This is a genomic window from Methylobacterium sp. E-025, assembly GCF_022829705.1.
Taxonomy (GTDB): Bacteria; Pseudomonadota; Alphaproteobacteria; order Rhizobiales; family Beijerinckiaceae; genus Methylobacterium.
On record NZ_JAKSYR010000102.1, the window covers coordinates 184,012 to 208,164 of the forward strand.

The 24,153-nt window shown below is 69.8% G+C and carries 20 protein-coding genes; 18 read left to right on the forward strand and 2 right to left on the reverse strand.

Going from position 1 to position 24,153, the window contains the following annotated elements:
• Positions 1 to 272: 272 nt before the first annotated feature.
• The gene (locus MKK64_RS13090; protein WP_243935375.1) at positions 273 to 1,262 is read left to right on the forward strand and encodes a hypothetical protein; all 990 of its coding nucleotides are present in this window, start codon (positions 273 to 275) and stop codon (positions 1,260 to 1,262) included.
• Between the two features lie 7 nt (positions 1,263 to 1,269).
• Here the strand turns inward: MKK64_RS13090 and fdhD are convergent, their stop codons facing one another.
• Complete coding sequence (fdhD, locus tag MKK64_RS13095) at positions 1,270 to 2,145, reverse strand: formate dehydrogenase accessory sulfurtransferase FdhD (RefSeq protein WP_243935376.1); 876 nt, start codon at positions 2,143 to 2,145, stop codon at positions 1,270 to 1,272.
• A 285-nt stretch (positions 2,146 to 2,430) separates the two neighbouring features.
• Between fdhD and coxB the strand changes: the two genes are divergently transcribed.
• The 15 genes from coxB to MKK64_RS13170 all read left to right on the forward strand — a co-directional run bounded on the left by coxB (position 2,431) and on the right by MKK64_RS13170 (position 17,845).
• Positions 2,431 to 3,267, forward strand: a complete 837-nt coding sequence (coxB, locus tag MKK64_RS13100; RefSeq protein ID WP_147725192.1) for a cytochrome c oxidase subunit II — start codon at positions 2,431 to 2,433, stop codon at positions 3,265 to 3,267.
• A gap of 82 nt (positions 3,268 to 3,349) precedes the next feature.
• Positions 3,350 to 4,978, forward strand: coding sequence for a cytochrome c oxidase subunit I (ctaD, locus tag MKK64_RS13105; RefSeq protein WP_147725193.1), 1,629 nt, complete (start codon positions 3,350 to 3,352; stop codon positions 4,976 to 4,978).
• Between the two features lie 237 nt (positions 4,979 to 5,215).
• Positions 5,216 to 6,160: a heme o synthase gene (locus tag MKK64_RS13110; protein ID WP_243935525.1), complete on the forward strand. Its 945-nt coding sequence runs from the start codon at positions 5,216 to 5,218 to the stop codon at positions 6,158 to 6,160.
• A complete protein-coding gene (locus MKK64_RS13115) occupies positions 6,160 to 6,339 on the forward strand; it encodes a hypothetical protein (protein WP_147725195.1) in 180 nt (59 codons plus the stop codon). Before MKK64_RS13110 ends, MKK64_RS13115 begins: the two co-directional genes overlap by 1 nt.
• Positions 6,339 to 6,941, forward strand: a complete 603-nt coding sequence (locus MKK64_RS13120; protein WP_243935377.1) for a cytochrome c oxidase assembly protein — start codon at positions 6,339 to 6,341, stop codon at positions 6,939 to 6,941. Before MKK64_RS13115 ends, MKK64_RS13120 begins: the two co-directional genes overlap by 1 nt.
• Positions 6,942 to 7,107: 166 nt before the next feature.
• Positions 7,108 to 7,965, forward strand: a complete 858-nt coding sequence (locus tag MKK64_RS13125; RefSeq protein WP_243935378.1) for a cytochrome c oxidase subunit 3 — start codon at positions 7,108 to 7,110, stop codon at positions 7,963 to 7,965.
• Between the two features lie 153 nt (positions 7,966 to 8,118).
• Positions 8,119 to 8,490 carry a DUF983 domain-containing protein gene (locus tag MKK64_RS13130; protein ID WP_243935313.1) on the forward strand — a complete coding sequence of 124 codons (372 nt, stop codon included), beginning with the start codon at positions 8,119 to 8,121 and terminating at the stop codon, positions 8,488 to 8,490.
• Positions 8,491 to 8,564: 74 nt separating this feature from the next.
• Positions 8,565 to 9,257: an SURF1 family protein gene (locus tag MKK64_RS13135; RefSeq protein ID WP_243935586.1), complete on the forward strand. Its 693-nt coding sequence runs from the start codon at positions 8,565 to 8,567 to the stop codon at positions 9,255 to 9,257.
• Between the two features lie 63 nt (positions 9,258 to 9,320).
• A complete protein-coding gene (locus tag MKK64_RS13140) occupies positions 9,321 to 9,734 on the forward strand; it encodes a DUF4864 domain-containing protein (protein ID WP_243935379.1) in 414 nt (137 codons plus the stop codon).
• Between the two features lie 69 nt (positions 9,735 to 9,803).
• Complete coding sequence (gene thrC / locus MKK64_RS13145; protein WP_243935380.1) at positions 9,804 to 11,216, forward strand: threonine synthase; 1,413 nt, start codon at positions 9,804 to 9,806, stop codon at positions 11,214 to 11,216.
• Positions 11,213 to 12,508, forward strand: coding sequence for a M16 family metallopeptidase (locus MKK64_RS13150; RefSeq protein WP_243935381.1), 1,296 nt, complete (start codon positions 11,213 to 11,215; stop codon positions 12,506 to 12,508). The genes thrC and MKK64_RS13150 overlap by 4 nt, the downstream gene beginning before the upstream one ends.
• A 211-nt stretch (positions 12,509 to 12,719) precedes the next feature.
• The gene (locus tag MKK64_RS13155; protein WP_147725207.1) at positions 12,720 to 15,590 is read left to right on the forward strand and encodes an EAL domain-containing protein; all 2,871 of its coding nucleotides are present in this window, start codon (positions 12,720 to 12,722) and stop codon (positions 15,588 to 15,590) included.
• A gap of 167 nt (positions 15,591 to 15,757) precedes the next feature.
• On the forward strand, positions 15,758 to 16,189 hold the full coding sequence (locus MKK64_RS13160; RefSeq protein WP_187275379.1) for a DUF805 domain-containing protein: 432 nt from the start codon (positions 15,758 to 15,760) through the stop codon (positions 16,187 to 16,189).
• A 305-nt stretch (positions 16,190 to 16,494) separates the two neighbouring features.
• A complete protein-coding gene (locus tag MKK64_RS13165) occupies positions 16,495 to 16,881 on the forward strand; it encodes a hypothetical protein (RefSeq protein WP_243935382.1) in 387 nt (128 codons plus the stop codon).
• A gap of 34 nt (positions 16,882 to 16,915) precedes the next feature.
• Complete coding sequence (locus MKK64_RS13170; protein WP_243935384.1) at positions 16,916 to 17,845, forward strand: ferredoxin--NAD(+) reductase; 930 nt, start codon at positions 16,916 to 16,918, stop codon at positions 17,843 to 17,845.
• Positions 17,846 to 17,995: 150 nt separating this feature from the next.
• Here the strand turns inward: MKK64_RS13170 and MKK64_RS13175 are convergent, their stop codons facing one another.
• The gene (locus MKK64_RS13175; RefSeq protein ID WP_243935587.1) at positions 17,996 to 20,458 is read right to left on the reverse strand and encodes a glycogen/starch/alpha-glucan phosphorylase; all 2,463 of its coding nucleotides are present in this window, start codon (positions 20,456 to 20,458) and stop codon (positions 17,996 to 17,998) included.
• Between the two features lie 392 nt (positions 20,459 to 20,850).
• On the opposite strand from MKK64_RS13175, the gene MKK64_RS13180 reads away from it, so the two are divergent.
• Together MKK64_RS13180 and glgA are read left to right on the forward strand one after the other, a co-directional pair.
• Positions 20,851 to 22,437, forward strand: coding sequence for an alpha-amylase family glycosyl hydrolase (locus MKK64_RS13180; RefSeq protein ID WP_243935386.1), 1,587 nt, complete (start codon positions 20,851 to 20,853; stop codon positions 22,435 to 22,437).
• Positions 22,438 to 22,614: 177 nt separating this feature from the next.
• Complete coding sequence (glgA, locus tag MKK64_RS13185; RefSeq protein WP_243935387.1) at positions 22,615 to 24,150, forward strand: glycogen synthase GlgA; 1,536 nt, start codon at positions 22,615 to 22,617, stop codon at positions 24,148 to 24,150.
• Positions 24,151 to 24,153 lie beyond the last annotated feature (3 nt).

Sequence of the window (24,153 nt, forward strand, 5' to 3'; positions counted from 1 at the left end):
ATGCGAACGGGTGGATCGTGGTCGAGATCGGCCCTTCGCCGCCCGCTTTCTCCCGCAATTGCGCCCAAATCCTCCGCTCAAAGGCGAGCGCCGAGCACAAGCGGCATGCGGGGCAACGACCCTGCCGGAATGGCCGAAGGACACGCGGGACGCGGTCCTTCGGCGCGGGGCCCGGGCCGGATCGTCGGCAGGTCCCGATCGGGACTCCCCGGCGCGGGGCGAGCGCCTGCGGAGATTCGGGCGATCTTGAGAATGCGACCGGGAGGTCAGCCGTGAACCGATCCTATCGTCGTCTCCTCGCGGGCCTCGCCGCCTGCGCCCTGCTGATCGGTGCCGCCGACGCGGCGCAGGCGCAATACGCGTACGACGACGCGATCATGCCGCCGCGCGCCGTCGCATGGCGCCTGAGCGAGCGCGGCTTCAGCGGCATGAGCCGCCCGCGCTTCGACGGACGCGCCTACATCGTCGAGGCCTTCAACCCGATGGGTGCCCGCGTGCGCCTGTTCGTCGATGCCCGGGACGGCGCGATCCTCGGCCGCCAGCGCCTCGACGACGGCCCGATCGCCCTTGCCCGTCCGGCGCCCGGCTACGGCTGGACCGAAGAGGATGAGATGCCGCACCAGCCGATGCGGCAGGCAGAGCGCCTGCTCCCGCCGGCCGACATCCCGTTGCCCGAGGCGCGCGGAATGCCCCTGCGCCGTGCGCCGGCCGAGGCCGATTATGCCCGACGCGACGGATCGAACGGCATGCCGGGGCGCTTGCTCGCGGACCCGAACCCGCAGGGCATCAACCCCGATCGGCGCGGCCCCGCCGAATCGCCGCGCAAGCTCGCCCGAGTCGCCAACCCGCCACGGTTGTCCGACACCAAAGCGCTCGACGAGAAGGCGCGCGATGGCAAGGCGATCGAAGGAAAAGCGCAGGCGCGCACCGTTCCCGAGGCGCCCAAGCTCCGCCCGGTGGACGCCGCCAAGCCCGAGGCGAAGTCGGAGGCTTCCGTCGCCGCCGTGGATCAGCCGAAGGCCGCGCCGGTTCCCGGCGTCACGCCGACTCCGGCAGCGGTCCAGCCGCCCGCCGACGGGACCTTGGCCAAGTCAGTCGAATCGAAGCCGGGCGAATCGAAGCCGGCGGACGTGAAGACCTCGGAGGTCAAACCCGCCGACCAGAGCTGGAAGAATCCGCCCGAGGCCAAGCGCAACGTCCGCGTCATCGGTGGCGCGACCCTCGTGCCCGGCGCGCCGGACAAGGACGCGCCGACACCCTGATCGGCCCCTACCCTGCGCGGCCGACCACGCGCTCGTCCCCGCAGAACAGCGTGAACGAATCGGCCCGGGCGATGGCGCAGAGCGTCATGTCGTGCAGGCGCGCCCGCTCGATCGCGAGCGAGGTCGGGGCCGAGATCGCGACCAGGACCGACGCGCCGAAATGCGCAGCCTTCTCGACCATCTCGAACGAGCACCGGCTGGTGATCACGAGGAAGCCCGCGGCCGGGTCGGTTCCCGTCCGGATCAGCGCCCCGATCAGCTTGTCCAGCGCGTTGTGCCGGCCGACATCCTCGCGGACCGCCACGAGGCTCCCGTCGAGGCGCGCCCAGGCGGCGGCGTGCACGGCCCGCGTCTCGCGCCCGAGCACCTGGGAATCGCCGAGATCCGACAAGGCCCGCGTGATCGCCTCCGCCCCGACGCGCACGCGGCCCGACGCGGCCCGGGTCTCGGCCCGCGGCAGGGCGGCGAGATCCTCGATCCCGCAGACGCCGCAGCCGGTGCGCCCGCTGATCGCACGCTTGCGGGCGAGATGCTCGCGCAGGCGCCCGGGCGCCAAATCCACCAGCAGGCGCAGCCCGCCGTCGCCCGGCTCGACCGCGGCGCCGCGGATCTCGTCGGCCGCCGCGACGATGCCTTCGGTCAGGCTGAAGCCGTAGGCGAAATCCTCGAGGTCGGCCGGCGTCGCCATCATCACCGCATAGGGCACGCTGCCGTAGACGAGGTTCACCGGCATCTCGACGGCGAGCGCGCGGTGATCGTCGCGCGGCTCCGGCGCGGCGTAGGCGACGACGCGGGTCGCCACCTGCAAGGCCGTCTCCTGCAAGGCCGTCTCACGCAGGCCCGTCTCCGAAGTGGCCTGAACCGGCCGCCGTCCGTCCGTCATGGGCTGTTCCCGCCGCTCGACCCGAGCACGCCCTATAGCAGGCTGCGGGCCGAGCCGCCCCTGCGGCGATCGCCCGGGTGACGGAGCGGAGCGGCCGGAAAGCGTGCGATGCGACGCTTGTGCGGTTGCGCCTTTCACGACCTTGTGGTCTGACACCGCGATCGGATACCCGGGCCTCGCGCCTTCGGGGCGTCCATTCCGTCGAGCGACACCGCAAACCTCGTTCAAGCAAGATGCGGGCGGTCGACGGAGCGTAACGTGACCAAGGGGAGCCACGAGAGGCACATGCGGACGGCGCAGACGAAACACCGCTCCATGAGGGGGCTCGCCGCGTTCGGCGCGCTGCTCCTGACTTCGTCGCAGGCCCTGGCCGCCGGCATCGGCCAGCCCGAGCCCTGGCAGATGGACCGCCAGGTCCCCGTGACCGAGAACGCCCGCGACATCCTCCAGTTCGAGTCGTGGGTGCACTGGCTGTCGCTGGCCATCTGCGTGTTCGTGCTCGGCCTGATCCTGTGGTGCATCTACCGCTTCAGCGAGAAGCGGAACCCGACGCCCTCGAAGACCACCCACAACACCCTGATCGAGGTGGCCTGGACCATCGTCCCGGTGCTCATCCTCGTCGCCGTCGCGATCCCGTCGTTCCGCCTGCTGCGGGTGCAGCTATCGGATCCGAAGTCCGACGTGATGATTAAGGTCACCGGCCATGCCTGGTACTGGTCCTACGAGTACCCCGCCGACCAGGGCGGCGGCTTCTCGTTCGATGCCAACATCGACGAGGACAAGCAGCCGCGGCTGCTGCAGACCGACAACGAGATGGTCGTTCCTGTGAACAAGATCGTCAAGATCCAGGTCACCGCCGCCGACGTCATGCATTCCTGGGCGATGCCGTCCTTCGGCTTCAAGATCGACGCCGTCCCCGGCCGCCTCAACCAGTTCTGGTTCAAGGCCGACCGCGAGGGCACCTATCACGGCCAGTGCTCCGAGCTCTGCGGCCAGCGCCACGCCTACATGCCGATCGTCGTCCGCGTGGTGAACGACGAGGCCTACGCAGCCTGGCTCGGCGAGGCCAAGACCAAGTACGCCCGCATCGACGACGGGTCCAAGCTCGCCGACGCCCGGTAGCGGGCGCGCCTCGGGCCGGCGCCGCGACGGCGCCGGCCCGACCCACCGAGATCTCGAGAGACACGCACAAGGCTCAGCTCAGATGGCAACCGCCGCAGCGCATGCAGGGGCCCACGAGGCCCACGACCACAAACCCTCGTTCTTCGCCCGCTGGTTCCTGTCGACGAACCACAAGGACATCGGCACGCTCTACCTGCTGTTCGCGTTCTGCGCGGGCATGATCGGCGCGTTCCTGTCCTTCGGCATCCGGATGGAGATGGAGGCGCCCGGCCTCCAGTACTTCTCCAATCCGCAGACCTACAACGTCTTCGTCACCGGCCACGGCCTCATCATGGTGTTCTTCATGGTGATGCCCGCGCTGATCGGCGGGTTCGGCAACTGGTTCGTGCCGCTGATGATCGGCGCGCCGGACATGGCCTTCCCGCGCATGAACAACATCTCGTTCTGGCTGACGGTGGCGGGCTTCTGCAGCCTGATCTGCTCGCTGTTCGTCGAGGGCGCGCCCGGCGCGTCCGGCGCCGGCACCGGCTGGACCGTCTACCCGCCGCTCTCCACCGCCGGCCATCCCGGCCCGGCCGTCGACTTCGCGATCTTCGCGCTGCACCTCTCCGGCGCCGGCTCGATCCTCGGGGCGATCAACTTCATCACGACCATCCTCAACATGCGCGCCCCCGGCATGACGCTGCACAAGATGCCGCTCTTCGCCTGGGCCGAGCTCGTCACCGCCTTCCTGCTGCTGCTGTCGCTCCCGGTCCTCGCCGGCGCGATCACCATGCTGCTCACCGACCGCAACTTCGGCACAACCTTCTTCGACCCCGCCGGCGGCGGCGACCCGATCCTGTACCAGCACCTGTTCTGGTTCTTCGGTCACCCCGAAGTGTACATCATGATCCTGCCGGCCTTCGGCATCGTCTCGCACATCATCGCCACGTTCTCGCGCAAGCCGGTCTTCGGCTACCTCGCGATGGCCTACGCGATGGTCGCGATCGGCGTCGTCGGCTTCGTCGTGTGGGCGCACCACATGTACACCGTCGGCCTGTCGCTGCAGACGCAGTCCTACTTCGTGTTCGCCACCATGGTGATCGCGGTGCCGACCGGCGTGAAGATCTTCTCCTGGATCGCGACGATGTGGGGCGGCTCGATCCGCTTCACCGCGGCGATGCACTGGGCGGTGGGCTTCATCTTCCTGTTCACCGTCGGCGGCGTCACCGGCGTCGTGCTCGCGAACTCGGCGGTCGATAAGTACCTGCACGACACCTACTACGTCGTCGCGCACTTCCACTACGTGCTCTCGCTCGGGGCCGTGTTCATCATCTTCGCCGGCATCTACTACTGGTTCCCGAAGATGACCGGCCACATCATCCCCGAATGGGCCGGCAAGCTGCACTTCTGGCTGGCCTTCATCGGCGCGAACATCCTGTTCTTCCCGATGCACTTCCTCGGGCTCGCCGGCATGCCGCGTCGCTACGCCGACTACCCGGAGGCGTTCGCGGGGTGGCACAAGGTCTCGACCTACGGCGGCCACATCTTCGGCCTCGGCATGATGGTGTTCGTGATCGGCGTCATCCTCGCCTTCCGCTCGAAGGAGCGGGCCGCGGACAACCCCTGGGGTCCCGGCGCGACCACCCTGGAGTGGACGCTGTCGTCGCCGCCGCCCTTCCACCAGTTCGAGACGCTGCCCCGCATCGTCGATGAGCCGGGTCACCACTAACCACTTCGCGGGGGCCGCATCGCGCGGCCCCCGCCCTTCCCCGGATCCTTCCCGCGAAGGGTCCCGGCAAGGGCGGTGCGACGGTCCGGTCTGAGCGGCGCTCGGCAGGATCCCCCCTTTTTCCGGGCGTGCGACGCCCGGACGTTTGGAACTGTTCCGGTTCGCGACTTCCCGTGCCGGATCGAGCGCTCCCGCCGCGCGGGCCCGAGCGCGAAAAGCAGAATGGTTGCGGTGTCCATGACCACCCTGTCGAACAGCCTGCCCGCCGGCGCGACGCCGGTCTCGGTCGTCGGCGGAGACGTGCCCGACTACTTCGCCCTGCTGAAGCCGCGGGTGATGGTGCTGGTGATCTTCACCGCCCTCGTCGGCATGGTGGTGTCGCACGGCCACGTGCCGCCGGCCGTCGCGGTGATCTCGCTGCTGATGATCGCCATCGGCGCCGGCGCCTCGGGCTGCCTCAACATGTGGTGGGACGCCGACATCGACGCGATCATGACGCGCACCGCCAAGCGCCCGATCCCCGACGGCCGCATCCAGCCGAACGAGGCCCTGGCCTTCGGACTCGTGCTCTCGGTCGGCTCGGTGATGGTGCTCGGGCTCGCCGCGAACTGGCTCTCGGCCGGGCTGCTCGCCTTCACCATCGTGTTCTACGCGGTGATCTACTCGATGTGGCTCAAGCGGGCGACCGCGCAGAACATCGTCATCGGCGGCGCCGCCGGCGCCCTCCCCCCAGTGATCGGGCAGGCGGTGGTGACCGGTTCGGTCGGCATCGAGTCGCTCGTGCTGTTCGCGATCATCTTCATCTGGACGCCGCCGCACTTCTGGGCGCTCGCGCTGGTGAAGGCCGGCGAGTACGCCAAGGCCGGAATCCCGATGATGCCGAACACCGCCGGCCCGACCTCGACCCGCCGCCAGATCATCTACTACACGCTGCTGCTCGCGCCGCTCGGCCTGTTGCCGGTCTGGCTCGGCTTCGCCGGCCTGCTCTACGCGGTGGTCGGCGTGCTGGGCGGCCTCGGCATGCTGGCCTTCAGCGTGCAGGTCTATCGCAACCGCGAGGGCGAGGCCGAGAAGAAGGCCGCCATGGGGATGTTCGGCTTCTCGATTCTCTACCTGTTCGTTCTGTTCTCGGCGCTGCTCGCCGAGCAGAGCCTCGGCCTGTTCCGCCCGGTCTTCGCCTGATGGAATACGATCCGCACGGCTTTCCCAAGATCGAGATGCGCCCCCTCACCCCCGAGGAGGAGGCGCGCCGGCGCAAGCGCTCGATCGCGATCGCCCTGGCGCTCGGCGCCATGGTGCTGCTGTTCTTCGTCCTGACGATCGCCAAGCTCGGGCCGCAGATCCTGAACCGGCCGCTCTGATGAGCACACCGAACACCGACAGGACGATGCTGCGCACCGCCTTCGCCTGCGGCGGCATGGCCGTGGGCATGATCGCCCTCGCCTTCGCGTCGGTGCCGCTCTACGACGCGTTCTGCAAGGCGACCGGCTACGACGGCACGCCGCGCCAGGGCCCGGCGCTCACCGCCGGCGTCGCCACCGACGACAGCATGGTCGTCCACTTCGACACCAACGTGTCTTCCTCGCTGCCGTGGCGGTTCAAGGCCGAGTCGCGCCGGGTCGAGGCGCATCTCGGCGAGACGAAGACCGTCTTCTTCCAGGTCAAGAACACCGGCACGACGCCGTCCACCGGCGTGGCGACCTTCAACGTGCAGCCCGGGCTGATGGGCAGCTACTTCGTCAAGATCGAGTGCTTCTGCTTCAAGGAGCAGACGCTCCAGCCGGGCGAGACGCTCGACGTGCCGGTGGTGTTCTACATCGATCCCGAGGTGCGGAAGGATTCGAACACCGCGCATCTCTCCGAGATGACGCTGTCCTACACCTACTTCGCCTCGAAGAACGGCGAGCCGGTCACCGCTGCGGTCGCCAACACGAGCACACCCGGAAACAAGCGGGATTTCTGACCGCGCCGGGATTTCCCGGTGCGCGAAGCGTGACAACACGCGCCCGCCTCCGCTAAGGGTGCGGGTAGACCGGACGGGCCGGACGGCCCGAATTCGGCGTTCAGGGTAAGCGGACCGCGAGCCGGCGACGGCGCAGGACCGACGGGGTCGAGGAGAGACGGGTAAGATGGCCGAGGCGCACGCCAAGAATCACGACTTCCACATCCTCGCACCGAGCCCTTGGCCGCTCATCGGCGCCTTCTCTGGCTTCGTGATGGCCTTCGGCGCCGTGTTCTGGATGAAGAGCCTGCAGATCGGCACGCTCACCCCCGGCCCCTACATCTTCGGCGCCGGCTCGCTCGGCGTGCTCTACACCATGTTCTCGTGGTGGAAGGACGTGGTCCAAGAGGCCAACCAAGGCGACCACACCCGCGTGGTGCAGCTTCATCACCGCTACGGCATGATGATGTTCATCGCCTCCGAGGTGATGTTCTTCGTCGCGTGGTTCTGGGCCTATTTCGAGGCGGCGCTCTACACCGCCGACCCGATCCAGGCCTCGCGCGTCGGCTTCACCGGCGGCGTCTGGCCGCCGAAGGGGATCGAGGCGTTCGACCCCTGGCACCTGCCGCTGCTGAACACCCTGATCCTGTTGACCTCCGGCACCACCGTGACCTGGGCCCACCACGCCCTGCTCCACGACGACCGCAAGGGCCTGAAGTACGGCCTGTGGCTGACCGTGATCCTCGGCGTGCTGTTCACCGCCTGCCAGGCCTACGAGTACGGCCATGCGCATTTCGGCTTCGCCGGCAGCATCTACTCGTCGACCTTCTTCATGGCGACGGGCTTCCACGGCGCGCACGTCCTCATCGGCACGATCTTCCTCGGGATCTGCCTGTACCGCGCCTATCTCGGGCAGTTCACGGTCAAGCAGCATCTCGGGTTCGAGTTCGCCGCCTGGTACTGGCACTTCGTCGACGTGGTGTGGCTGTTCCTGTTCGCGGCGATCTACGTCTGGGGTTCGGGCGCCGGGCACGCGGCGCACTGATCGCGATCGGGCAGGATCCCCTGTGACGCAGGGGGGACATGCATCGAAGGGCGGCTCCGGCCGCCCTTTTTCGTGTCCGGGCACCCATATCCTCAGTGAGGCCGACACGTGGTGCATCGCTGCGGGGCTTCACGTCATGCAAGGAACCTGAGCTTGGCCCGGACCTACACGCCACAAGCACCGATCTCGACCGGCCTGCGCGGCCGCTGCCCGCGCTGCGGCGAAGGCCACATGTTCAAGGGGTTCCTCACCGTCGCCCCCGCCTGCGAGGTCTGCGGCCTCGACTACGGCGCGTTCGATTCCGGCGACGGGCCGGCCTTCTTCGTGATGTCGATCGTCGGCATCCTCGTGGTCGGCCTCGCCCTGTGGATGGAGATCACCTACCAGCCGCCAATGTGGGTCCACGCGCTGGTGGCCGGATCGCTCTCGATCGGCCTCAGCCTGATCCTGGTCCGCCCGCTGAAGGGCATGCTGCTGGCCCTGCAATACACCAACAAGGCCGAGCAGGGACGCTTCGAGCCGTGACCGCGGCCGAGACCGCCTCGCGGACGCGCCCCGGCGCGATCCGCGACCTTGTCCCGCCGGCGCTCGCGACGCTGATGGCGCTCGCGATCCTCCTCGGCCTCGGGGTGTGGCAGCTCGAGCGCAAGGGCGAGAAGGAGGCGCTGATCGCCCGCATCGTCTCGCGCTCGCAGGCCGAGCCGGTGCCGCCGCCCGCCGACTGGAACCCGGCGCGCGACGAGTTCGAGCATGTCCGCGTCGGCGGCCGCTTCCTCAACGATCGCGAGACGCTGGTCCACGGGCTCGCGGCCGGCGAGACGCCGGGCCGCGCGCTGCAGGGCTACTATGTGATCACGCCGTTCCGGCGCGACGACGGCTCGATGGTGCTGGTCAACCGCGGCTTCGTGCCGACCGAGCTGAAGAACCAGGCCGACCGCCGCGACGGGCTCGTCGAGGGCGACACCACGATCGTCGGCCTGATGCGCGGCAGCGAGCCACGGACGATGTTCGTGCCGGCGCCCGATCCGGTGCGCAACGAGTGGTTCAACCGCGACGTGCCGGGCATCGCCGCGGCGCGCGGCTTCCCGGAGGCCGCCCCCTACCTGATCGAGGCGGATGGAGCGCCCGGCAGCCGCACCTGGCCGCGCGGCGGGCAGCTCCGGGTCGACCTGCCCAACAACCACCTGCAATACGCCTTCACCTGGTTCGGCATCGCCGCCTGCCTGCTCGGCGTCTTTTCCGTGTTTGCCTGGAAGCGCCTGCACGAGCCGGACGCGCCTTCCGGCGCCTGAGGCCGGGCTTGCGGCGGCGGCGACGCCGGCTACACTCGCTGCGTCCCATGGCGGAGTGATCCGATGCGCAGCTGGCTCGCCCTGTTCCTCGCCCTCGCGTTGACGTCGGCGCACGCCGCCGACGACGGCGCCCGCGAGGCGGCCCGCGCGGCGATCACCCGGCAGGCCGAGGCGCTGGTGCGCGACGACGCCGCCACCGCCTACGCCCAGGCCGCCCCGGCGATCCAGGGCATGTTCCCGACCGCCGACGTGTTCCTCGGCATGGTGCGCAACCACTACCGGCCGGTCTATCGGCACCGCACCTTCGTGTTCGGGCAGATGCAGGACCTCGGCGACGGGGCGCTCTCGCAGGACGTTGCGATCCAGGACGAGGACGGCGTCGACTGGACCGCCGTCTACAGCCTCGAGCGCGGCGCCGACGGAGCGTGGCGCATCAGCGGCTGCCGGCTGGTCAAGGCCGAGGGCACGAACGCCTGAACCCGCCTCGGCGGTCTTCGACACGCCCGACCGCATCGTGTAGAGGGGGCGCCTTCCCTGGAGGCCCCCGTGCTGCACGTCTCGACCCGCGGATCCGCCGCGCCGCTCTCGTTCTCCGATGCCCTGCTCGCCGGGCTCGCCCGCGACGGCGGCCTCTACGTGCCCGAGGCGTGGCCGACTTTGTCCGCCGGCGAGATCGCGGGGCTGGCCGGCAAGCGCTACGCCGACGCCGCCAAGCTGGTGTTGCGCCCCCTGATCGACGGCGAGATCGCGGATGCCGACCTCGACCGGATGATCGAGGAGGCCTACGCCACCTTCCGCCACCCGGCGATCTGCCCGCTGACCCAGCTCGACGACAACCTGTTCCTGCTCGAGCTCTTCCACGGCCCGACGCTCGCGTTCAAGGACGTGGCGATGCAGCTGCTCGGGCGGCTGATGGACCACGTGCTCCGCGCCCGCGGCAGCCGCGCCACCATCGTCGGCGCGACCTCGGGCGACACCGGCAGCGCCGCGGTCGAGGCCTTCGGCGGGCTGGACCAAGTCGACATCTTCATCCTGTTCCCGCACGGCCGCGTGTCGGAGGTGCAGCGCCGGCAGATGACCTCGGTCGACGCGCCGAACGTCCACGCGCTCGCGGTCGACGGCAACTTCGACGACTGCCAGAACATGGTGAAGGCCATGTTCCAGCACGCCGACTTCGCCGACGCGGTGAAGCTCTCGGGCGTCAACTCGATCAACTGGGCCCGCGTCGCGGCGCAGGCCGTGTACTACTTCACCAGCGCGGTCGCGCTCGGCGCGCCGCACCGCAAGGTGTCGTTCGCGGTGCCGACCGGCAACTTCGGCGACGTGCTGGCCGGCTGGGTCGCCAAGCGCATGGGGCTGCCGATCGAGCGCCTGATGATCGGCACCAACGCCAACGACATCCTGGCGCGCACCCTCGAGCACGGCGTCTACGAGCTGCGCAGCGTCCAGGCCACGACCTCGCCCTCGATGGACATCCAGATCTCGTCGAACTTCGAGCGGCTGCTGTTCGAGGCGCTCGATCGCGACGCCGCCTCGCTCGGCCGCCTCATGTCCGGGCTCAAGCAGTCCGGCGGCTTCAGCCTCGACGAGGGAGTGCTCGCCAAGGTGCGTGCCGAGTTCGACGCCACCGCCGTGTCGGAGCCCGACGTGATGGACCAGATCGCCCAGACCCACGCCGCCACCGGGCACGTGCTCGATCCCCACAGCGCCATCGGCGTGCGGGCCGCCCGCCGCCTGCTGCGGCAGGACCCGGCGACCCCGGTGGTGGCGCTGGCGACCGCGCACGCCGCCAAGTTCCCCGATGCGGTGAGCCGCGCCACCGGCGGCCTTCGCCCTGCCCTCCCCCCGCATCTCGCCGACCTGATGGACCGGCCCGAGCGCATGACGCGGGTCGGCAACGACCAGGCCGCGGTCGAGGCCCTGATCCGCGACCGCGCGCGCATCACGAGGGGCGCATGAACCAGCACTTCGCCACCCACGCCGCCTCCCCGGGCCTGCGCATCACCACCCTCGACAACGGCATCACCGTCGCGACCGAAGCGATGCCGGGCGTGGCCACCGCGACGCTCGGCGTCTGGGTCGGGGCGGGATCGCGCCACGAGCGCCCGGACGAGAACGGCCTGAGCCACCTCATCGAGCACATGGCGTTCAAGGGCACGCGCACGCGCTCGGCCCGGGCCATCGCCGAGGACATCGAGAACCTCGGCGGCGAGATCAACGCCGCGACCTCGGCCGAGGGCACGAGCTACACCGCGCGGGTGCTCGGCGAGGATGTCGGCACCGCGCTCGACGTGCTCGGCGACATCCTGACTGATTCCGTGTTCGACGCGGGCGAGCTCGCCCGCGAGAAGGGCGTGATCCTGCAGGAACATGCCGGGATCGAGGACACGCCGGACGACGTGGTCTACGACGCCTTCACCGAGGCCGCCTTCCCCGGGCAGCCGATCGGGCGCCCGATCATCGGCCGGCCGGAGACCATCCGGAGCTTCGACGAGGCCGGCATCCGCGCCTACCTCGCCCGCGAATACACCCCCGACCGCTTCGTGGTCGCCGCCGCCGGCGCCGTCGAGCACGAGGCCTTCGTCGCGTCGGCCGAGCGCCATTTCGGCGCCATGCCGAGGTCGAGCGCGCCCGAGGCGATCCCCGGGACCTATGCCGGCGGCGAGCGGCGCATGCCGAAGAAGCTCGAGCAGGCCAACGTGGTGATCGGCCTGCCCGGCCTGTCGTTCCGCGACGACGCCTACTACGCGCTGCACATGTTCTCGCAGGTGCTCGGCGGCGGGCTGACCTCGCGGCTCTGGCAGGAGGTGCGCGAGACCCGTGGCCTCGCCTACGAGATCCAGGCGTTTCACTGGCCGTTCTCCGATTGCGGGCTGTTCGGCATCGGCGCGGCGACCTCCGGCGCGGACCTGCCTGAGCTTGTCGAGGTGACGCTGTCGGCGACCGCGCGCGCGGCACGCGACCTCGACACCGTCGAGATCGCCCGCGCCAAGGCCCAGCTGAAGGTCTCGCTGCTCTCCGCGCTGGAGACGCCCGGCGGCCGGATCGAGCGCAACGCGCGCCAGATCCTCGCCTGGGGCCGCGTGATCCCGGCCGAGGAGGTGATCGCCAAGGTCGACGCCGTCACGGTGGACCACGTGCGCGCGGCCGGGCTCGCGGTCCTCGCCGGCGCGCCGACGCTCGCCGCCATCGGCCCGATCAAGAAGCTCCCGTCCCTCGACCGGATCACGGCGGTGCTGCGCGCCGCCTGAGCGAGACCGGGGACGACACGCCCGCGCTGCGACCGAAAACTTGTTTTGGCCGCAAAAGCGGGCGATCCCCGGCCCGGACGATCGAGTATGCCAGCGGTGGGTGACGCCGGCCGCCGGGCCTCTGCCGCCTTGCTCCAGGTTAATCCCGCCTCTACCACTGCGCGGAACCTGAGCCGTACTCGCCGCCGTACCCGGCCGGAACACTCGCCCGTTGCGCATCCTCGCCCTTTATCTCGCACTCTTCTGCGGCCTTCTGCTCAGCGGTTCCGCTCGGGCCGTGGAGGCGGTGCGGGTCACCCTCGACGCGCCGGTGATCGACCTGACGACGGCGATCGAGCGCTACCGCTCGGACGGCGACCTGATCCAGATCTCGACGGCACCGGGCAAGGACGGCATCGTCCGCCGCATCGTCGTGAAGGCGCGCGATGCCGGCGCGCGGCCCGACTGGATGGTGTTCGCGCTTACCAACGACACCGACGAGCAGATCGAGCGCATCCTCGTCGCGCCGCATTTCCGGCTGGTCGATTCCGGCGTGGTCTGGCCCGATCTCGGCGGCTCGCGCATCGCAGCGATCACCGCGAGCCAGGGCATCCGGCCCGAGCGCAACGAGAACCCGGAAGCCGACGAGTTCGTCATCACCCTCGATCCCGGCACGACGATCACCTACGTCGCCGAGCTGCGCGGCCCGAACATCCCGCAGGTGCACCTCTGGGATCAGGACGCCTACCGCAAGAAGGCCGCCGGCCTGACGCTCTACAAGGGCATCATCATCGGCATCAGCGGCCTGCTGGCGCTGTTCCTCACCATCGTCTTCGTGGTCAAGGGCGCGATCATCTTCCCCGCGGCGGCCGCGCTCGCCTGGTCGGTCCTGGCCTATGCCTGCATCGATTTCGGTTTCCTGCAGCGGGTCTTCCCGGTCACCGAGCTGGCGGAGCGGGTCTACCGCGCCTCGGCGGAGGCGGTGCTGGCCGCGACGCTGCTGGTGTTCCTGTTCGCCTACCTCAACCTCTCGCGCTGGCACGTGCGCTACAGCCACGTCGCGTTCTTCTGGCTGACCTTCCTGGCAGGGCTCGTCGGCCTCGCCCTGTTCGATCCGCCGGTGGCGGCGGGCGTCGCGCGCATCTCGATCGCCGCGGTCGCCGGGGTCGGGCTGCTGCTGATCGCCTACCTCGCCGCCCATAACGGCTACGACCGCGCCATCCTGCTCGTCCCGACCTGGACGCTGCTCGTCGTCTGGGTCACGGCCGCCGGCTTCGCGGTGACCGGCCAGATCGGCAGCGAGCTGACCCAGCCGGCGCTGATCGGCGGCCTCGTGCTGATCGTCATGCTGATCGGCTTCACGGTGATGCAGCACGCCTTCGCCGGCGGCGGCCTCACCCACGCCCTCGTCTCCGACACCGAGCGGCGGGCGCTGGCGCTCACCGGCGCCGGCGACGTGGTGTTCGACTGGGACGTGCCGGGCGACCGGGTCTTCGCCGGCCAGGAGATCGAGGTCCAGCTCGGCCTCAAGCGCGGCGCATTGGAGGGGCCGGCCGCGAACTGGCTCGGGCTGCTGCACCCGTTCGACATCGAGCGCTACTCGGCCACCCTCGACACCATGATCGAGGAGCGGCGCGGCCGCATCGTGCACGATTTCCGCCTGCGCACCTCAGGCGGGGCCTATTACTGGTACCGCCTCAAGGCCCGCCCGGTGATCGGCAACGACGGCGAGGTGATCCGCATCGTCGGCACCATCGCCGACGTCACCGAGATCAAGACCGCCGAGGAGCGCCTCCTGCACGACGCCGTGCACGACAGCCTTACCGGCCTGCCGAACCGCGAGCTGTTCGGCGACCGTCTCGATGCCGCGATCGCCTTCGCGAGCCAGGACCCGCGGCTGAAGCCGACGGTGATCGTCCTCGACATCGACCGGTTCAAGGGCATCAACGACGCGATCGGCCTCTCGGCCGGCGACTCGATCCTGCTCACCCTGTCGCGCCGCCTCGGCCGCCTGCTGCGGCCGCAGGACACGCTGGCGCGCGTGGCCGGCGACGAGTTCGCGGTCATCCTGCTGTCGGAACGCGATTCGGACCGCATCCTGGCCTTCGCGGAGATGATCCGCCGCGCCATCGCGACGCCGATCACCTATGCCGACCGCGAGATCTTCCTCACCGTCTCGATCGGCCTGGCGCTGCACGAGACCGGCGCCAGCCTCAAGCGCGACGAGGTGTTCAAGAACGCCGAGACCGCGATGGTCCAGGCCAAGCGCGGCGGCGGCGACCGCATCGAGGTGTTCCGCGCCGACATGCGCGCCGAGCGCTCGGACCGGCTGATGCTGGAGAGCGACCTCCGCCGCTCGCTCGAGCGCAACGAGATGAAGGTGCTGTTCCAGCCGGTCGTCCGCCTGGAGGACCGCACGGTGGCCGGCTTCGAGGCGATCCTACGCTGGGATCACCCCAAGCTCGGGCGCATCCCGCCGGCCACCTTCATGCCGGTCGCGGAAGAGAGCGGGTTCGTCGTCAACCTCGGGATCTTCGCCCTCGAACGGACCGCGCTGGAGCTCGCCGCATGGCAGCGCTCGCTCGAGGTCGACCCGCCGATCTTCGCCTCGGTCAACGTCTCGTCGCGCCAGCTGCTGCGGCACGACCTGCTGCACGACGTGAAGACGGTGCTCGCCCGCTCCGGCGTGATCCCGGGCTCGCTCAAGCTCGAGCTCACCGAGAGCCTGGTGATGGAGAACCCCGAATACGCCGCGCAGATGCTGACCCGCATCCACGATCTCGGCGCCGGGCTCTCGCTCGACGATTTCGGCACCGGCTACTCGGCGCTGTCCTACCTGCAGCGCTTCCCCTTCGACACGATCAAGATCGACCAGTCCTTCGTCCGTCAGATGGCCTCGGGCAAGACGGCGATCCTGCGCTCGATCGTGCGGATGGCCAACGAGCTCAACCTCGCCATCGTCGCCGAGGGTGCGGAGTCCGAGGCCGACGCCCAGGCCTTGGCCGAGCTCGGCTGCGACTACGCGCAGGGCTACGCCTTCGGCGAGCCGATGACGATGCTGCAGGCCCGCCAGCTCGTGGGGGCGGCACCGGAAGCCGCCTGATCGCGGTTTCATCCCCAGGTCGATTGCTCCGGTGTCCCGAACTCTTGCACCCCCGTCCCGTGGTCGCCCTTCGCGTTGAAGCTAAGCTTTCGGCACCCTACGGCTCGATCGCCGGCCGATCCCGCAGAACCATGCGCGGACGGAGGGCCGATGGGGCTGTCGACATCATGAAAAAACTTCTCTTCTCCGCCGAAGGCCGGATCGGGCGCGCGACCTTCTGGAAGGGCATCCTCGGCTCTGTGCTCGGCGCCATCATCGTCGCGTCCGCGCTGAACTATGTGCTGGCCCAGATGATCCCGAACGAGGCCGCCGCAGGCGAAGGCTTCAAGGTCGATGGGCCGGCAGCGATCCCGTTCGTAATCCTGAACCTCCTCACCACGGTCTTCATCGTCTGGTCGTCGGTCTGCCTCGGGATCAAGCGCTACCACGACCGCGACAAGCCCGGCGTCTGGGTGCTGCTCTCGCTCATTCCGCTCGGCAACCTCTGGTACTTTATCGAGACCGGGTTCCTGCGGGGCACGGTCGGCCCGAACACGTTCGGCCCCGACCCGCGCGGCCGCGGCCTCGCGACGTCCGCGGGCCTGTCTCCCGCGATCTGACGCCGCTCGATCGGCGCTGCGACGATCCCGAATCGGTGACGTCGCAGCGTTTCCGCGCGACGATGCGTACCCATTTCGGTCGGCGCCGGGTGCGCAGCCGAATTTTTAGAAGGCGGACGGGCGCCATGCTCGCCCGTCGCCGACCGGAGGAATCTGCGCGCGACAACCGCGATTTAAGCCTCCCTTAACCATGCCGACGGAAGGTTGTGTGGAGAAATGGCAGGGCGCACGACGCCCCTGCCGCGTGCTGGAGAACGGTGATGGCCGAAGCGGCAAGGCGGTTTCGCGAGACGAGCGGATCCGATGTGGTACGCCGGCTGATCGCGCGCCCGATCCGCCTCGACCCGCCGCGCAGCGCCGCGCCGACCGCGTACGCGATGCCGGCTTATGAGCCGGCCGACGTCCGGCTCGAGACCGCGTTCGCCACCTCGGAGCACGAGATGGCGGCCCTCGAAGACCTCGAATTCCAGGACGAGACCTTCGACGGAGAGCCCGAGGAAGACGTCATCGAGCGGCTTCAGGCCGAGATGGCGGTGATGAAGGCCATCCTGATGGCCGAGCGGGCCGAGGCGGCTTCCCTGCGCGCCCGCATGGCGCTGCACGTCGAGCCGGAGCCGATCGGCGCGGAGGCGCGTGCCACCCGCGAGCGCTGGGCCGGCATGGTCGATCGCCTGCTGATGGCCCCGCGCTGATCGCCGCCATCCTCATGACATTCGGGAGACGACCATGAGCGCGCGCTGCTCGCTCGTCGTCAACGGCAAGTCCGTCCGCATCGCCACCGGCGACACCCCGCTCGATGCGGCGGTCGCCGACGGCATGATCGCGACCGCCCAGGCGACCCACGGCGCCGCCGTTCCGGGACAGGGAGCGACTCCCGGGGCGCGCCGCGTCCCGGGCCGCCGCGAGCGGGTCGACCCGATCAAGCTGGCGCTTCCGGCCGGCCCGTCGATCCACGCGCATGCGGAGGAGCCGGCCCCGGCGGTCGCGATGCGCACCGGCACCGTCACCGAGGTCCGCGCGCTCACCGCGCATGTGATCGAGCTCGTCGTCACGGTGAGCAAGGACCTGCCGCTCGGACCCGGCGCCCAGGTCGCGCTCGCGCTCGACGGCGTCGGCCTGCGCACCCTGTGCCCGACGCTGCGCGTCGACGGCTCGGCGGAACTCAACGAGCTGGTGTTCCACCTCGCGCGGGACGAGGACGGCTGGTCGCTCGCCGATTCGCTGCCGCTGCATTCCGAGGTGAAGATTCGCGGCCCGGTCGGACGGGCGCAGTACCGCCCCGGCGGCGGGCGCCTCGTGCTGGTCTCGGCCGGCTGCGGCTTCGGGCAGATCTGGTCGATCGCCCGCGCCGCCCGCTACATCGAGCCGACCCGCGACCTCTGCGTCGTCGTCGGCGCGCGCGATCCGCTGGATCTCTACATGCGCGAGAGCCTGGAATGGCTGCGGGTCACGGGCGTCGGGCGCATCGTGCTCAGCGCCGATCGCAGCCGCCAGCGGCCGCCGGACGTGCGGCCCGGACCGCTCACCGCCCATCTGCCGGCTTTGCGCGCCACGGACGTGGTGCACGTGGCCGGCGACAGCTCGACGGTCGGCGCGGTGCAGGTTCTCGCGGCTGCCGTCGGCGCACGATGCTATCCGGTCCTGGTCGACGCGTAGATCGCCCAGGCGCTTGCCTCGTTCTCGCTTTGCGACACGAGCCACCCTGAGTCTGAGCGGCTGGTGTGTGCAGCGATTCTCTTGAAGGGGCCCGCCCTTCCCTCCCCCCTTAAGCGGGGGGAGGGAAAAACCGCGGCGAGAGGCGTCCCCCTAGACCTGCACCCGCCAGATCTCCTGCGCGTATTCCCGCATCGACCGGTCCGACGAGAACCAGGCCATCCGCGCCGTGTTGCGGATCGCCTTGGCCCACCAGCCGGCCTGGTCCTTCCAGGCGGCGTCGATCTCGCGCTGGACCCGCCAGTAATCGTCGAAGTCGACGGTGAGCAGGTACTGGTCGCGGTGGCGCAGGTCGTCGGTCAGCGGCCGGAAGCGGTTCGGCTCGTCCGGCGAGAACCGGCCCGAGGCGATCATGTCGAGGGCGGCGGCCAGGCGCGGCGAGGCCTGGATCGCGTCGCGCGCGTAGTTGGTCTCGGCGATGCGGGCCTGAACGCCGGCGGCGTCGAGCCCGAAGATGAAGATGTTGTCCGCACCGACATGGTCGCGGATCTCGATGTTGGCGCCGTCGAGCGTGCCGACCGTGAGCGCGCCGTTGAGCGCCAGCTTCATGTTGCCGGTGCCCGACGCCTCCATGCCCGCGGTCGAGATCTGCTCGGAGAGGTCGGCGGCCGGAATGATCGCCTCGGCGAGGCTCACCGAATAGTTCGGCAGGAACACCACCTTCAGGCGGTCGGCGACCTCGGGGTCGTCGTTGACGGCCTTGGCCACGTCCAGCGCCAGCTTGATGATCAGCTTGGCCTGGCTGTAGCTCGGGGCCGCCTTGCCGCCGAAGATCTTGACGCGGGGCGTCCAGTCCTTGTGGGGCTCGGCCTTGATCGCCTGGTAGAGCGCCACCGTCTCGATGACGTTGAGAAGCTGGCGCTTGTATTCGTGGATGCGCTTGATCTGCACGTCGAACAGCGCCGAGGGGTCGACGTCGATCCCGGTGCGCTCGGCGATGATCCCGGCCAGCGCCTGCTTGCGGCTGAAGCGGGCCGCCGCGTAGCGCTTCACGAAGGCCGGATCCTCGGCGTAGGCGTCGAGCCCGCGCAGCAGGCCGGGATCGTCGAGGACGCCGGGCCCGACCGCTTCCACCGCGAGGCGGGTCAGGCCGGGATTGGCGTTGTGCAGCCAGCGGCGGAAGGTGATGCCGTTGGTCTTGTTGACGATCTTGTCGCCGTCGAGCGCGTGCAGGTCGCGGAACACCGTCGAGCGCATCAGATCGGTGTGGAGCGCCGAGACGCCGTTCACCCGGCGCGCGCCGTGGAAGGCCAGGTGCCCCATCCGCACCCGGCGCCCCTGCGATTCGTCGATCAGCGAGACCGAGGCGAGGTGGGCGGCGTCGTGGCGGCCGTGGCGGCCCTGCTCCTCGAGGTGCATCCAGTTGATCAGGTAGATGATCTGCATGTGGCGCGGCAGCAGCCGCTCCATCAGCTCCACCGGCCAGGTCTCGAGCGCCTCCGGCAGCAGGGTGTGGTTGGTGTAGTTCAACGTGTTGGTCGTGACGTGCCAGGCATCGTCCCACTGCAGCCCGTGATCCTCCAGCAGGATGCGCATCAGCTCGGGCACGGCGATGGCCGGATGCGTGTCGTTGAGCTGGATCGCGGCGTGGTCGTGCAGCGAGCGGACGTCGCCGCGCTCGGCCACGTGCCGCCGGACGAGGTCCTGCAGCGAGGCGGAGGTGAAGAAGTATTCCTGGCGCAGGCGCAGCTCCTGGCCGGCGGTCGACGAGTCGCTCGGGTACAGCACCCGCGAGATCGCCTCGGCGCGCATCCGGTTGGAGACCGCGCCGACATGGTCGCCGCCGTTGAACTGCGCCAGATCGACCGGCGCCTCGCTTTCGGCCTTCCACAGGCGGAGCGTGTTCACGGTCTTTCCCCGCCAGCCGACGACGGGCACGTCGTGCGCCACCGCGAGCACCGTCTCGGCCGGATGCCAGTGCCGGCGGATCACGCCGTCCGAGACCGCCGCCATGGTGACGTGGCCGCCGAAGCCGATCGCGTAGGTCGCGTCCGGACGCACGAACTCCCAGGGGTTGCCCTCCGCGAGCCAGGTCTCGGGTGCCTCGCGCTGCCAGCCGTCCTCGAAGGTCTGGCGGAACAGGCCGTGGTCGTAGCGGATGCCGTAGCCGATCGCCGGGATGCCGATGCTCGCCATGCTCTCCATGAAGCAGGCGGCGAGGCGGCCGAGGCCGCCATTGCCCAGAGCCGCGTCGGGCTCGGCGCCCTCGACCGTGCCGAGGTCGACGCCCAGGCTCTGCAGGGCGGCACGCGTGGTCTCGACCAGGCCGAGATTGTTCATCGCGTCCGACAGGAGCCGGCCGATCAGGAATTCGAGGGAGAGATAGTAGACCCGCTTGTTCGGTACCGACGGGTCTGCGGCCTGGCAGGCGTCGACGATCCGGTCGCGCAGCGCGAGGGCGGTGGCCGCGAACCAGTCGCGCTCCCGCGCCGTCTCGGGAGACTTGCCGATCGCGTAGGCAAGCTTGGCGCGGATCGCTTCGCGGAGGTCGGCGACGGCATCGCCCGAGGCGGGCTGCGCCGGCTTGTCCCACACCTGCGGTTCACGGAACGGCACGGTGCTCGTCCGATCCGGCGCGTCGGATCGCTCGTCGCCGGGTACGGGTGCCAAGATAGCGTCTTTCAGCACGTGCAATCCCCCATCGTCGGCCCCGGCGCGTCTTCGCGTCTCGGGAGCGCCGCTTGCGTTCGTCGGCGGCGATCGACCCCTGTCTCGGATCGACGATCCTGCGGTCGCTCACCGGTCTTGTCGAGGCGTCGCTGGGGCTCGATCCCGTCGATGGCGGCGATCTGATTCGCCTTTGTGTCCTTTCAGACACAAGCACCGTCGCACCGAAACCCGACAGGACTTTGTCACGCCGGTGTTAAACTCCGGGTGAACCGTACCCCCGTCGCCTCCCGCCAGCGAAAACGCTAAAGCCGAGCCTGTCAACTTCGGGGATATCGCTCATGGCCGGCACGGTCTGGTGGAAGCGCGGCACGGTCTACCAAGTCTATCCGCGCTCCTTCCAGGACACGGACGGCGACGGGATCGGCGACCTGCCCGGCATCACCGCCCGGCTCGAGCATCTCGCCTGGCTCGGGGTCGACGCGGTCTGGATCTCGCCGATCTACCCGTCGCCGATGGCCGACTACGGCTACGATGTGGCCGACTATTGCGGGATCGACCCGCTGTTCGGCACGCTGGCCGATTTCGACGCCCTGGTCGCAGAAGCGCATCGGCGGCGGCTGAAGGTGATTCTCGACTTCGTGCCGAACCACAGCGCGATCACGCATCCCTGGTTCGCGGAAAGCCGCGCGTCGCGCACGAACCCGCGGCGCGACTGGTACATCTGGCGCGATCCGGCCCCGGATGGTGGGCCGCCGAACAACTGGCTCAGCAACTTCGGCGGACCGGCCTGGACCCTCGATCCGGCCACCGGGCAATACTACTACCACGCCTTCCTGAGGGAGCAGCCCGACCTGAACTGGCGCAACCCGGCGGTGCGGGCGGCGATGCACGACGCCCTCCGGTTCTGGCTCGAGCGCGGCGTCGACGGGTTCCGCGTCGACGTGATCTGGCACCTGATGAAGGATGCCGGATTCCGCGACAATCCGGCCAATCCCGACTTCTCGCCCGAGCAGCCGGAGATCAACCGCTTCGCCCAGGTCTACTCCGCCGACCGCCCCGAGGTGCTCGACGTCATCGCCGAGATGCGCGCGGTGCTGCGCCCCTACGGCGAGCGGGTGCTGATCGGAGAGATCTACCTGCCGATGGAGCGGCTGATGGCCTATTACGGCCCGGACCTCTCCGGCGCCGATATGCCGTTCAACTTCCAGCTGATCCAGACGCCGTGGAGCGCGGAGGCGGTGTCCGACCTCGTCGAGAACTACGAAGCCGCGCTGCCCGACGGCGGCTGGCCGAACTGGGTGCTCGGCAACCACGACCAGCCGCGCATCGCGGCCCGCGTCGGGGCGGATCAGGCGCGGATCGCGGCGATGCTGCTGCTGACGCTGCGCGGCACGCCGACGCTGTATTACGGCGACGAGATCGGCCTGGCCCACGTGCCGATCCCGGCCGACCGCGTCCGCGATCCGTGGGAGCGGAACGAGCCCGGACACGGCCGGGATCCCGAGCGGACGCCGATGCAGTGGGACGGCGAGGTCCATGCCGGCTTCTCGACGGTGGAACCGTGGCTGCCGCTCTCCGGCGATGCGGCGGCGCGGAACGTCGACGCGCTCCGCGACGATCCGACCTCGATCCTGACCCTGTACCGACGCCTCCTCGCGCTGCGGCGCGAGCACGCGGCGCTTTCGGTGGGCGTGTATCGCGGCATCGCGACCGAAGCGGCCGACGTGTTCGCCTATGAGCGGTTCGGCGATGACGGCGCGTTCCGCATCCTGCTGAACTTCGGCGGCGCCTCGCACACGCTGGCCCTGCCCGCCGACGAGACCTGGACGGTGCTTCTCTCGACCCGCGGGCATCGTGGCGGCGATGGCGCGGTCGCTTCCATCGCGCTCGGGCCGGACGAGGGGCTGATCCTGCAGAAGTGCTGAAACCGCGAACCTAAATGCCGCAGTGCAATGCGATGAACTGCGCATTAACGATCTGCCTGGCCTAGATTGTGCGTCGCAGCAGAAACCCGGCGGAGAACGAGGGCGTTGGCAATGTCGAGATCGGCTGCGGATGGAACGGTGCGCCAGGACCGATCCGCACGGCGCGGAAACCCATCGATGGTCGAGCCCCACGCGTACCACCCGGCCGCCGCGAACCTCGATCGGCCGATCCTGACGCCGTCGCACGCCCTGCCCGACCTTCGCACCGCACTCCAGCCCCGCATCCTCTACGCGACGCCGGAGATGGCCGATTTCGTGAAGACCGGCGGTCTCGGCGAGGTCGCCGGCGCGCTGCCGCGGGCGCTGCGCAAGCACTACGACGTCCGCGTCCTGATCCCCGGCTACCGGCAGGTGGTCGACGCGTTTCCAAACATGCCCGTCGTGGCGCGGCTCGACGGCTTCGCCGGCGTCCCGCCCTGCGACCTCGGCCTCGTCGAGACCGGCGACGGACTACGCATCTACGTCCTGCTCAGCCCCGGCCTCTACGAGCGCGACGGGACCCCCTACGGCAACGCCGACGGCGACTTCCCCGACAACGACCTGCGCTTCGCCCGGCTGAGCCTCGCCGCCGCCGAGATCGCGCAGGGCGCCGACCCGGCCTGGGCGGCCGATCTCCTCCACCTCAACGATTGGCAGTCGGCCCTCGCCCCGGCCTATCTCGCCTGGCGCCGGATCCGCGTGCCGAGCGTGCTGACGATCCACAACCTCGCCTACCAGGGCCTGTTCCCGCGCGAGACGATGGCGCGCCTCGGCATGCCCGAGGACGCCTTCGACATGAACGGCGTCGAGTTCTACGGGCAGCTCTCGTTCCTCAAGGCCGGCCTATACTACGCCACCCACGTCACCACCGTGAGCGAGACCTACGCCCGCGAGATCCTGACGCCGGATTCGGGCTGCGGCCTCGACGGGCTGCTGCGCACGCGCGCGGCGCAGGGGCGGCTCGCCGGCATCCTCAACGGCATCGACGAGAGCTGGGACCCGCGGATCGATCCGCACCTCGCGACGCGGTTCGAGGCCGACGACTGGAAGGGCAAGCGTGCCAACGCGGAATCGGTGCGGCGCCAGTTCGGGCTCGCGGTCTCGCGCGGGCCGCTCTTCGCCATCGTCTCGCGGCTCGTGCACCAGAAGGGCATCGACCTCTCGATCCAGGCGGCCGAGACCATCGTCGCGGAAGGCGGGCAGCTCGTGGCCATCGGCCAGGGCGAGGCGCGGTTCGAGGATGCACTGCGCGGCCTCGCCCGGCGGCACCCCGATTCGGTCGGCGTCCATGTCGGGTTCGAGGAGCGCGACGCGCGGCGGATGTTCGCCGGAAGCGACTTCCTGCTGATGCCGTCGCGTTTCGAGCCCTGCGGTCTCGCGCAGATGTACGCCCAGCGCTTCGGCTCGCTGCCGATCGTGCGCCGCACGGGCGGCCTCGCCGACACGGTCGAGGACGGCGTCACCGGCTTCACCTTCGCCGACACCTCGTCGAAGGGCTTCACCGGGGCCGTCCGCCGGGCGCTCGACACCTTCGGCCAGAAGAAGCGCCTGAACGCCATGCGCCGCACGGCGATGTCGCGCACCTTCGGCTGGGACGATGCCGCGGCCAATTACGGTACCCTCTACGGCCGCGCCTTCGGCAACGGCGCCGCCCTGCGCTGGCGCGCGGCCTGACCC

What these genes read in the sequence shown, in the direction of transcription:
- fdhD (WP_243935376.1), bottom strand. Translation starts at nt 2,145, where the DNA reads ATGACGGACGGACGGCGGCCGGTTCAGGCCACTTCGGAGACGGGCCTG.
- coxB (WP_147725192.1), top strand. Translation starts at nt 2,431, where the DNA reads ATGCGGACGGCGCAGACGAAACACCGCTCCATGAGGGGGCTCGCCGCG.
- ctaD (WP_147725193.1), top strand. Translation starts at nt 3,350, where the DNA reads ATGGCAACCGCCGCAGCGCATGCAGGGGCCCACGAGGCCCACGACCAC.
- MKK64_RS13110 (WP_243935525.1), top strand. Translation starts at nt 5,216, where the DNA reads ATGACCACCCTGTCGAACAGCCTGCCCGCCGGCGCGACGCCGGTCTCG.
- MKK64_RS13115 (WP_147725195.1), top strand. Translation starts at nt 6,160, where the DNA reads ATGGAATACGATCCGCACGGCTTTCCCAAGATCGAGATGCGCCCCCTC.
- MKK64_RS13120 (WP_243935377.1), top strand. Translation starts at nt 6,339, where the DNA reads ATGAGCACACCGAACACCGACAGGACGATGCTGCGCACCGCCTTCGCC.
- MKK64_RS13125 (WP_243935378.1), top strand. Translation starts at nt 7,108, where the DNA reads ATGGCCGAGGCGCACGCCAAGAATCACGACTTCCACATCCTCGCACCG.
- MKK64_RS13135 (WP_243935586.1), top strand. Translation starts at nt 8,565, where the DNA reads ATGGCGCTCGCGATCCTCCTCGGCCTCGGGGTGTGGCAGCTCGAGCGC.
- MKK64_RS13140 (WP_243935379.1), top strand. Translation starts at nt 9,321, where the DNA reads ATGCGCAGCTGGCTCGCCCTGTTCCTCGCCCTCGCGTTGACGTCGGCG.
- MKK64_RS13150 (WP_243935381.1), top strand. Translation starts at nt 11,213, where the DNA reads ATGAACCAGCACTTCGCCACCCACGCCGCCTCCCCGGGCCTGCGCATC.
- MKK64_RS13160 (WP_187275379.1), top strand. Translation starts at nt 15,758, where the DNA reads ATGAAAAAACTTCTCTTCTCCGCCGAAGGCCGGATCGGGCGCGCGACC.
- MKK64_RS13170 (WP_243935384.1), top strand. Translation starts at nt 16,916, where the DNA reads ATGAGCGCGCGCTGCTCGCTCGTCGTCAACGGCAAGTCCGTCCGCATC.
- MKK64_RS13180 (WP_243935386.1), top strand. Translation starts at nt 20,851, where the DNA reads ATGGCCGGCACGGTCTGGTGGAAGCGCGGCACGGTCTACCAAGTCTAT.
- glgA (WP_243935387.1), top strand. Translation starts at nt 22,615, where the DNA reads ATGGTCGAGCCCCACGCGTACCACCCGGCCGCCGCGAACCTCGATCGG.